The 8,534-nt window shown below is 66.5% G+C and carries 7 protein-coding genes, 1 tRNA gene and 1 pseudogene; 8 read left to right on the forward strand and 1 reads right to left on the reverse strand.

The genetic code is table 11. From position 1 onward, the window contains the following. The 3 genes and pseudogenes from G6023_RS07300 to G6023_RS07310 form a co-directional block, all read left to right on the forward strand. A pseudogene (locus G6023_RS07300) lies at positions 1-477 on the forward strand (DNA polymerase III subunit delta'); the annotation flags it as partial. Between the two features lie 74 nt (positions 478-551). Beyond that, a tRNA-Thr gene (locus tag G6023_RS07305) sits at positions 552-627 on the forward strand. Between the two features lie 299 nt (positions 628-926). Then, the gene (locus G6023_RS07310; protein ID WP_182634742.1) at positions 927-1,733 is read left to right on the forward strand and encodes a crotonase/enoyl-CoA hydratase family protein; all 807 of its coding nucleotides are present in this window, start codon (positions 927-929) and stop codon (positions 1,731-1,733) included. Between the two features lie 72 nt (positions 1,734-1,805). On the opposite strand, the gene G6023_RS07315 is transcribed toward G6023_RS07310, so the two are convergent. Beyond that, positions 1,806-2,540: an IclR family transcriptional regulator gene (locus G6023_RS07315; RefSeq protein ID WP_472986429.1), complete on the reverse strand. Its 735-nt coding sequence runs from the start codon at positions 2,538-2,540 to the stop codon at positions 1,806-1,808. A 198-nt stretch (positions 2,541-2,738) separates the two neighbouring features. Between G6023_RS07315 and G6023_RS07320 the strand changes: the two genes are divergently transcribed. The 5 genes from G6023_RS07320 (at position 2,739) to G6023_RS07340 (ending at position 8,486) form a co-directional block, all read left to right on the forward strand. Then, on the forward strand, positions 2,739-3,911 hold the full coding sequence (locus G6023_RS07320; protein ID WP_182634744.1) for an acyl-CoA dehydrogenase family protein: 1,173 nt from the start codon (positions 2,739-2,741) through the stop codon (positions 3,909-3,911). Beyond that, a complete protein-coding gene (locus tag G6023_RS07325) occupies positions 3,908-5,002 on the forward strand; it encodes an acyl-CoA dehydrogenase family protein (protein ID WP_182634746.1) in 1,095 nt (364 codons plus the stop codon). The genes G6023_RS07320 and G6023_RS07325 overlap by 4 nt, the downstream gene beginning before the upstream one ends. Positions 5,003-5,014: 12 nt before the next feature. Next, positions 5,015-6,283: an MFS transporter gene (locus G6023_RS07330; protein ID WP_182634748.1), complete on the forward strand. Its 1,269-nt coding sequence runs from the start codon at positions 5,015-5,017 to the stop codon at positions 6,281-6,283. A gap of 7 nt (positions 6,284-6,290) precedes the next feature. Then, positions 6,291-7,544, forward strand: coding sequence for a CaiB/BaiF CoA transferase family protein (locus G6023_RS07335; RefSeq protein ID WP_347570742.1), 1,254 nt, complete (start codon positions 6,291-6,293; stop codon positions 7,542-7,544). Positions 7,545-7,613: 69 nt separating this feature from the next. Next, complete coding sequence (locus G6023_RS07340; RefSeq protein WP_182634750.1) at positions 7,614-8,486, forward strand: DUF1542 domain-containing protein; 873 nt, start codon at positions 7,614-7,616, stop codon at positions 8,484-8,486. The last annotated feature ends 48 nt before the right edge of the window (positions 8,487-8,534 follow it).

An 8,534-nucleotide genomic window follows, 5' to 3' on the forward strand; every position in this document is an offset into this window, starting at 1 on the left:
CGGGCGTTCCCTCTCGCGGACCGGCTCGTCAGCGCCGCGGAGCAGGAGGCGTTGGCCCGCAACAGTGAATCCGACGAGCGCGAGGTCGAGGAGCTGCGCACCGCGCTGGGCGCGGGCGGCACCGGCAAGGGCACCGCGTCGGCCGGGCGGGGTGCGACGGGCGCGGTCAAGGAACTCGAGAAGGCCCAGAAGTCACGACGGACCCGGTCCACCCGCGACTCACTGGACCTCGCGCTGGTCGACCTGGCGGGGTTCTACCGGGATGCGCTCATGTCGGCGCTCGGCGCCCGCGAGGTCGACCCGGTCCATCCGGACAAGGCGGAGGAGGCGGCGAGGCTCGGCGGGCATTACCCGGCCGCGGCGATCCTCCGCGCGATCGAGGCGATCCAGGAGTGCCGGGCGGCGATCGAAGTCAACGTCAAACCCAAGTTCGCGGTGTCCGCCATGGTCGGCGCGATCCGCGCTGCACTGGGCTGACAGCCTGGCGGGGGCGGGTCGTTTTTCGGCGGCGGGGTTCGGTCGGATATAGTTGCGACGCCCCACAAGGGCTCGCCGCGTTAGCTCAGTCGGTAGAGCATTTCACTCGTAATGAAAAGGTCGTCGGTTCGATTCCGACACGCGGCTCCACCGTGAAGCCCCTCGTCTCTGAGGTTTGAGACGAGGGGCTTTTTCGTATCCGGACGATGGCACACGGCGAATTGGCACGCCCCGGTCATTGACAGTGACTCATGTCACTCAGTAGGGTCTGACACGATCCGGTACGCATATACATAGATCGTTCCCTACGGAAGGAAACACATGGCTGATGCCCTGAGGGTTTCCTTGTATTCCCTCAGATCGTCCTCTGGATCCCGGGATCCATGTAGGCCTTGATGTAGTGCCACGATTTCGCTGGCGGAAATAATCGACAGAAAGTAGTTCAGAAAATGACCTCAACCGAGTCCCTACTCGTCCAGCGTGACAGGCACGTCGAGACCTGGACCCTCAATCTGCCCGATAGTCGCAACCCGATCTCCGATGCATCGATTGTCGAGGCGCTCTGCGAGCGCGTGGCGGCCGTCAATGCTGATCCTGACGTCCGGGCTGTCGTACTCACAGGCGCCGGCTCGGCGTTCTCCGCAGGCGGCAACGTCAAGGACATGGTCGACCGCAACGGCATGTTCGGTGGAAGCCCCTATGAGCTTCGTGAGGGGTACCGCGGTGGCATCCAGCGGATCCCGCGGGCGCTGTATCACTGCGAGGTCCCGGTTATCGCGGCCGTCAACGGGCCCGCGGTCGGTGCCGGTTGCGACCTGGCAATGATGTGCGACCTCCGTGTCGCTTCCTCCCGCGCGTTCTTCGCCGAGAGCTTCGTGCAGCTGGGCATCATCCCCGGTGACGGTGGCGCCTGGCTGCTCACCAAAGCGATCGGCCCCATGCGCGCCGCCGAGATGGCACTCACCGGTGATCGGGTGCCGGCGGAGAAGGCGCTTGAGTGGGGCATGGTGAACGAGGTCGTCGAGCCGGATCAGCTCATCGAGGCTGCTAACGCATTGGCAGTCCGGGTGGCCAAGAACCCGCCGCATTCGATACGGATGGCCAAGAAGTTGCTTCGCGAATCGCAGCATCAGTCCCTCGAGTCGCTGCTCGAACTCTCCGCGGCTATGCAGGCGCTCGCACACCACACGCAGGACCACCGCGAGGCGCTCGCCGCGTTCGCAGAAAAGCGGGTCGGGGACTACAAGGGGCGCTGACCCCGGGAGCTGCAAGGGACACCGGCAGCAGGGCGCTGGAGCGGAGACCGACTGGTCGCCGCTCCAGCGGCGTCAGCGCATGCGCCACTCTTGTGCATGGCGCAGGCAGATGGCCGCGAGGTCGTCACTGCGGCGCGTGATCTCCTCGCGCAGTCCGATGACGCCGACCGTCGCGATGGTCCGCCCCCGTTCGCGGAGTGCGACGGAGACACCGTCGCCGCGGTCGACCGCTACCCCGGGGGCGACGCAGATCCCCGTCTCACGGAGTTCGTCGAGCGAGCGCAGGAATTGCTCGACGATCTCGGCCTCCTCGGCCGGCCGGGAGTTGAGATACGCCCAGATATCTCGCCGTTCACGATCAGCGAGAAGCAGCCACCCGGCAGACGTGCGGAGCAGCGAACGGCGCAGCCGGTTCTCGGCGATGTAGGCGTAGTGGGGATCCGAGGAGACGTGGTCGACATAGAAGAGGTCATCGCCGACATCAGTGGACAGCGCAGTAGTGAGGCCGGTCTCGGTGTGCAGGGCCTCGAGTTGGGCTCGGCTGACGTTCGTCACCGGCGGTCTGCCCGCGATGACGTTGAGGAGATACGGCGCCGTGCCCAAGGTATAGACACGGTCGCGCTCGTCGAGATAACCGACCGCAACCAGACCGTTGATCAATCCCTGGGTTGAGCTCACCGGTGCATCGAGTGCCTTGGCGACACCGGTAAGTGTCAGCCCGTCGCGCGAACGCGCGACGAGTTCCATGATCGCGGCCACCCGATCGACCATCCGATGGCGAGGCCGTTGCGGGACCTTCTCGATCATCGGACTCACGCGGGTCTCATCCCGTGGGGCTGCGCTGTGATCCGTCATGGCGTAACCGTATCGCCCATGGCCGGACTACGGTGATGCCGACGTAGAAGAGGTACGAAAGTGCGTATTGGGATCCGTTATTGCGTAATTATTCCGCTTGTGTCACTGTAGAACGGTGACTCGCATCACCAGAAGTCCTGAGGAGGCCTCATGAGTTCATCCCTGGCCCCGCCCACAACGGCGGCCACCGAAGCAATGGGCGATCTTCGCGCCGAAGTCAGGTCTTTCCTGGGAGAGGAGATCGCGGCCGGACGGTTGACCCCGTGGATCGATACCTGGCTTACGCGATGGGATGAGGACTTCACGCGTCGGCTGGCGGAGCGCGGTTGGGTGGGTATGACCATCCCCGTCCAATACGGCGGACGTGGCCGGAGCCACCTCGAGAGGTTCGTCGTCACCGAGGAGCTTCTCGCAGTGGGCGCTCCGGTGGCGGCGCAGTGGGTAGCAGACCGCCAGATCGCGCCGTCGCTGCTGAACTACGGGACCACGGAGCAGAAGGAGAAGTACCTCCCACGGATCGCTTCCGGTGAGTGCTGCTTCGGGATCGGGATGAGTGAACCTGATTCCGGTTCGGACCTCGCGAGCGTCCGGACCAAGGGCGTGCGTGTGGACGGGGGTTGGTCGGTCACAGGTACGAAGGTCTGGACCTCCGGCGCGCAGCACGCCGAGGCATTCTTCGCGCTCGCTCGCACCGAGCCTCGCGACACCGCGCACCGGCACGCCGGACTGAGCCAGTTCATCGTGGACCTGCGCAGTCCAGGGGTCAGCATCCGGCCGATCATCTCGCTCTCCGGCGACCACCATTTCAACGAGGTGGTTCTGGATGAGGTCTTCGTACCCGATTCGATGGTCTTCGGAACCGTTGGAAACGGCTGGGAGCAAGTGAATTCGGAACTAGCTTTCGAGCGCAGTGGTCCCGAGCGCTTCCTGTCGTCGTTTCGCCTCCTGGCGGCGGAGATCGGGGCGATCTCCGAAGGCCGACTGCCGGAACGGACCGATCTCGGTCGCTCGGTGGCGCGCATGGCAGGTCTGCACGCGCTCAGTCAGAACATCGCGGGGGCACTACAGCGGGGCGAGAAGGCCGATACCGCGGCAGCTCTGGTCAAGCTTCTGGGAACGACCATGGAGGGCGACCTCGTCGACCACGTATCGACCAGGGTCGGCGACGAGTTCATCCCGGGCAACACCACGGATGCGCCCGGCTCCGCCGAGATCCAGAGCCTGCTCCGGGCAGGACTCCACCAGCGTCCGGGCTTCACGCTCCGTGGCGGGACCAACGAGATTTTGCGCGGCGTGATCGCGCGGGGACTGGGTATGCGATGACCGAGCAGAAGGAAATAGGGACCGACGTCGACCTCACGGTCGACCCGGACCTCGAGAGCATGATTGACGATGTTCTGGCCGGGTTCTCCGGACCGGACGTCGAACCGGACCACACGCAGGTGTGGGAGACACTGCGAGAGGTCGGACTCGCCCGGCTCACCGCACCGGAGGAATCCGGTGGGAGCGGTGCGGGGTGGCCCGAGGCGGCCGCAGTTCTGCGCGCGGCGGCCGCGGCGGGAGTCGCGGTCCCGTTCGCCGAGACCGATCTGTTGGCGGGTCCACTGCGCCGGGCTGCGGGGATCGACGACTCGTCGGACTCCACCGCCACCGTGGCCGTCCTCGCTGCCGATGGGACCGCACGTGCTGTTCCGTGGGCCGGGAGAACCGCAACGGTCGTGTGCGTCCGGCGTACCGTTGATGGGGGCTTCGAGCTGGCTGACGTGAAGAGTGAGAAGCTCAGCATCGAGCCGGTCGAGGGTATCTCCGCCGTGGTCGCCGGGGACGTCACCGTATCGGGGGACGTGAAGTGGCACGCCGTGGACGCATCGGCGGTCACCGGTTACGTGATGCGCGGCGCCCTGGCCCGATCCCTTCAGTGTGTCGGGGCGATGGAGGGCATGCTCGAACTGGCCATCGCCCACACGACCGAACGGAACCAGTTCGGTCGTGCACTGGCGAAGTTCCAGTCGGTTCAGAATCTGGTAGTGGATATCGCCGCGGAGACCGTCCTGGCGCGGGCGGCCGTCGACTCGGCGCTCACCGACGCAATGACGAACGATCTCGCCGGAAACCTCTCGGGATTCCGGGTGGCAGTCGCCCGCAGTGCCGTCTCCCAAGCATTGGCGGTGGCCGTGCGAAATGTTCATCAGGTCCACGGTGCGATCGGCACTACCCACGAGCACACGCTGCACCGGCGCACCCTGCCGGCGCTTCAATGGCGCGGCGAGTTCGGCTCGGCGGCCCTGTGGGAGTCCGCGCTGACGAGGTCGGCTATAGCGGGCGGCATGGATGGCGCGTGGCCCCTCGTTGTCGAGGGCACCCAGACCGATGGCGTCGCAGCTCTGTGGCTGGACGCCGCCGCCGGGCGCTGACCGGTCCGCGAGATGATCCCCCCACTCGGACGGCTGTTCATTGCGACAGTCCTCATCAACGGCGCGTACGACGCCGTCCGGGTGGCGGTGTCCTACCGGGTTCTCAACCTGGGCGGAGACGCTGCAACCGTCGGTTTGGTCGCCGCGACGTTCTCGATACTACCGATGCTGTTGGCCTTACACTTCGGGCGAACCGTCGACCGATCGGGGAGCCGAGGTGTCTTCTTCCTGGGGATAGTGCTCTCTGCCACGGCGGTGGCAGGTGCTGGACTGTCCCCGTCTATCGCGGTCCTGGCCGCAGTGAACGCTGTGCTGGGCTTGGGCCAGATCATGACGATGATCGGCGCGCAGGGCTTCGTCATGGAGCTCACGAACAGGGATCGGCACGTGAACGGTTTCGCGATGTTCGCTCTCGCGGTCTCCCTGGGGCAATCGGTCGGTACGCCCATCATGGGCGTGCTCCTCGAGTCGGGGCGGGCGGACGGGGCCGTTCAGACCACTGTCCCCCTTTTCGTGATGGCAGTGATCACTGCGATCGCCCTGCCACTGGCCGCGAGCCTTCCGAGGTCGATTAGTGGTGGGAGCTCCAGTCGGCGGGCCGGTGGAGCGTCGATGGTGGTGATACTCCGCCGTCCTGGAATGACTCCGGCGATCTATGCGGCTCTCGTCGTGATCTCAGGAATCGACCTCATCACCGCGTACCTGCCCGTCATCGGGCAGGCGACCGGACTGAGCCCGCTCATTGTGACCTTGCTGGTGGCCCTGCGGTCGGTGTTCTCCATGATTTCGAGAGCGGCGATGCCGTGGTTCCTCCGACGGTGGACCCAGACCGCGATCCTCAAACTGGCACCGGTGATCACCGCTCCAGCTGCGCTGGTCCTCGGTCTGACCAGCAACGTCGTCGTCTTGGGCTTGGCTCTCGCGGTCATCGGCTTCTTCTGGGGACTGAATCAGCCGGTGACCATGAACTGGGTGACCGCAGCGGCGCCAGCCGGCGACCGCTCTGCAGCCCTGTCTCTCCGGTTAACCGGCAACCGGGCGGCGCAGGTGGTTTTTCCACTCGGTGCCGGCGCGATCGCGGGAGTGGCCGGACCCGGGAGTGTCTTCCTCCTCGTCGGTGCGGTTACCGCTGCCTCGGCGGTCTCGACGTCCCTGTCCCTCAGAAAAAACCCCGTGAAGGAACTCGGAACCGTCGGACGGCGACGAACGGACGGAGCTACCGAGCCACCGCCCCGGGCGGCACCGACGCCTACCTATCCAAACAAGACAACAGAAAGTTGACGAAACCGTGAATGCCGATGCCACCGATGACCAAACCGACGACCGGACTCCTCCCCGGGCCGGCGCACTCACCAATATCCGGGTGGTGGACTTGTCCCGCGTGCTGGCCGGTCCCCTGTGCGGCCAGATGCTGGCAGACCACGGAGCGGACGTCATCAAGATTGAGCCGCCGACTGGCGACGACACTCGAGAGTGGGGACCGCCTTTCGTCCGGGAGAACCACAGCGCCTACTTCGACGGTCTTAACCGGAACAAGCGCAACATCAGCATCGACCTGCGTAGCGAGGCAGGCCAGGAGCTACTCGGCAGGATGCTCGAGGACGCGGATGTCGTCATCGAGAACTTCAAAGCCGGAACACTGGAGAAGTGGGGATTTAGCGATGCCACACTCGCCGAGCGGTTTCCCCGGCTGATTCATTGCAGAATCACCGGGTACGGGGTCGACGGCCCGCTCGGTGGTGCCCCCGGTTACGACGCCGTGCTCCAGGGGCTGTCGGGCTTGATGAGCATCAACGGAGAGCCCGACGGGGCGGAGATGCGGATCGGTATCCCGCTGGTGGACATTGTCACCAGTCTTAACGCCATGAATGGCATCCTCATGGCGCTGCATGTCCGAACCGCGACCGGACGCGGTCAACTCGTCGACCTGGCACTGCTCGACAACGCAGTGTCGATCTTGCACCCCCACGCGGCTAAGTGGTTCGCCACGGGGGAGCCGCCGGAGCGGACCGGAGTCGCCCACCCCACGATCTGCCCCTATGAGACCTTCACGTGCTCCGACGGTCCCTTCTTCATCGGCGCGGGCAACGATCGGCAGTTCCGGTCTCTCGCTGTCGCGTTGGATGCGCAAGGGTTGGTCGAGGATCCGCGTTTCCGCACCAACGCGGATCGGCTCGCGCATGCGGCCGAGCTCAGGGCGATCCTCGGTGGGCTAGTCGGAGGGATCAGCCGTGACGACCTCGCGGATCGTCTCCGTTCGGCAGGGGTGCCCTCCGGGGCGGTCAACCACGTCGGAGAGGCCCTCGCGATGCCGCAGGTCCTGCACCGCGAGATGGTGGTCGAGCGGGAGGGCTACCGCAGCATCGGAATCCCAGTGAAGCTCTCGGACACTCCAGGCTCCGTCCGCTTCGGGCCCCGACCGCGCGGGGTCGACACCGTCTCGGTGCTAGCCGAGTTCGGCGTCGAGGCGGCCGAGGTGGAACGCCTCCGGGACAACGGCGTGGTGAGCGGCAGCAGTACCCGCGATAGCGTCCGCGGCTGACCTGCCGGACCGCGCGCCACGGGCCGCGATCTCGGTACCCTCGACACCAGTACCGAGAAAGGTCGTGTCGTGGAATTCCTCCTCATCGCCGCAGTGATCGCGGTGGCCGTCGCTGTGGTCTCCCGCAGTCAGAACAAGGGCCAGACCCAGCTGGAGGCGCAGCACAATCACCACCTCGCCGACCACCGGGCCGAGGCGGCCCGGTGGGTCGAGCGTCTCGGGGGCCAGGTGTTCAACCTGGACGGCACCGACGAGGCGTCCAAGCAGGCCATGGCCGACGCGTCGGAGCGCTACACCGCGGCGGTCTCCGAGTTGGAGAACGCCCGCACCCCGGTGCAGGCGCAGCTGGCCAAGGACACCGCGCTGGAGGGGCTGTACTACGTGCGCGCCGCGCGCTCGGCGATGGGCCTGGACCCGGGGCCCGAGCTGCCCAAGACCCCCGGCCAGGACCGTGCCGGTCGCGTGACCGAGGACCGCACCGTCGACGTCGAGGGCCGGACCATGAAGGCCGCGACCGATCCGAGCGACGAGACCCCGCATTACTACCCGGGCGGTGTCGTGGCCGGCCGACCGGTCCCGGCCGGCTGGTACTCGGAGCCCTGGTGGGCGTCGGCCCTCACCACGGGCGTGTGGATGATGGGCTCGATGATGATGTTCAACATGATGTTCGCCGGCATGTCGGGCATCGGGTACTCCGGTGAGGACTTCGCGTCCGGGGTCGGCGAGGGCGGCGCCGACGTCAGTGACATGGGCGGCGGCGACGGCGGCGAGGGTTTCCTCGACGGCGGACTGATGGGCGGGGACGGCGGCGATGGCGGAGGCGACGGCGGCGGATTCTTCGACGGTGGCCTGTTCGGCGGCGACGGCGGGGGAGACGGCGGCGGCGGGTTCTTCGACGGTGGCCTGTTCGGCGGCGACGGCGGCGGCTTCTTCGACTTCTGACCCGGCTGCGGTGCGCCCTGCCCGGCTGCGGTGCGCCCTGCCCGGTCG

Source organism: Dietzia sp. DQ11-71 (assembly GCF_014144995.1).
GTDB lineage: Bacteria > Actinomycetota > Actinomycetes > Mycobacteriales > Mycobacteriaceae > Dietzia > Dietzia kunjamensis.

Coding starts and splice junctions, on each gene's coding strand:
- G6023_RS07330 (WP_182634748.1), top strand. CDS start 5,015: ATGATCCCCCCACTCGGACGGCTGTTCATTGCGACAGTCCTCATCAAC.
- G6023_RS07320 (WP_182634744.1), top strand. CDS start 2,739: ATGAGTTCATCCCTGGCCCCGCCCACAACGGCGGCCACCGAAGCAATG.
- G6023_RS07315 (WP_472986429.1), bottom strand. CDS start 2,540: ATGATCGAGAAGGTCCCGCAACGGCCTCGCCATCGGATGGTCGATCGG.
- G6023_RS07325 (WP_182634746.1), top strand. CDS start 3,908: ATGACCGAGCAGAAGGAAATAGGGACCGACGTCGACCTCACGGTCGAC.
- G6023_RS07310 (WP_182634742.1), top strand. CDS start 927: ATGACCTCAACCGAGTCCCTACTCGTCCAGCGTGACAGGCACGTCGAG.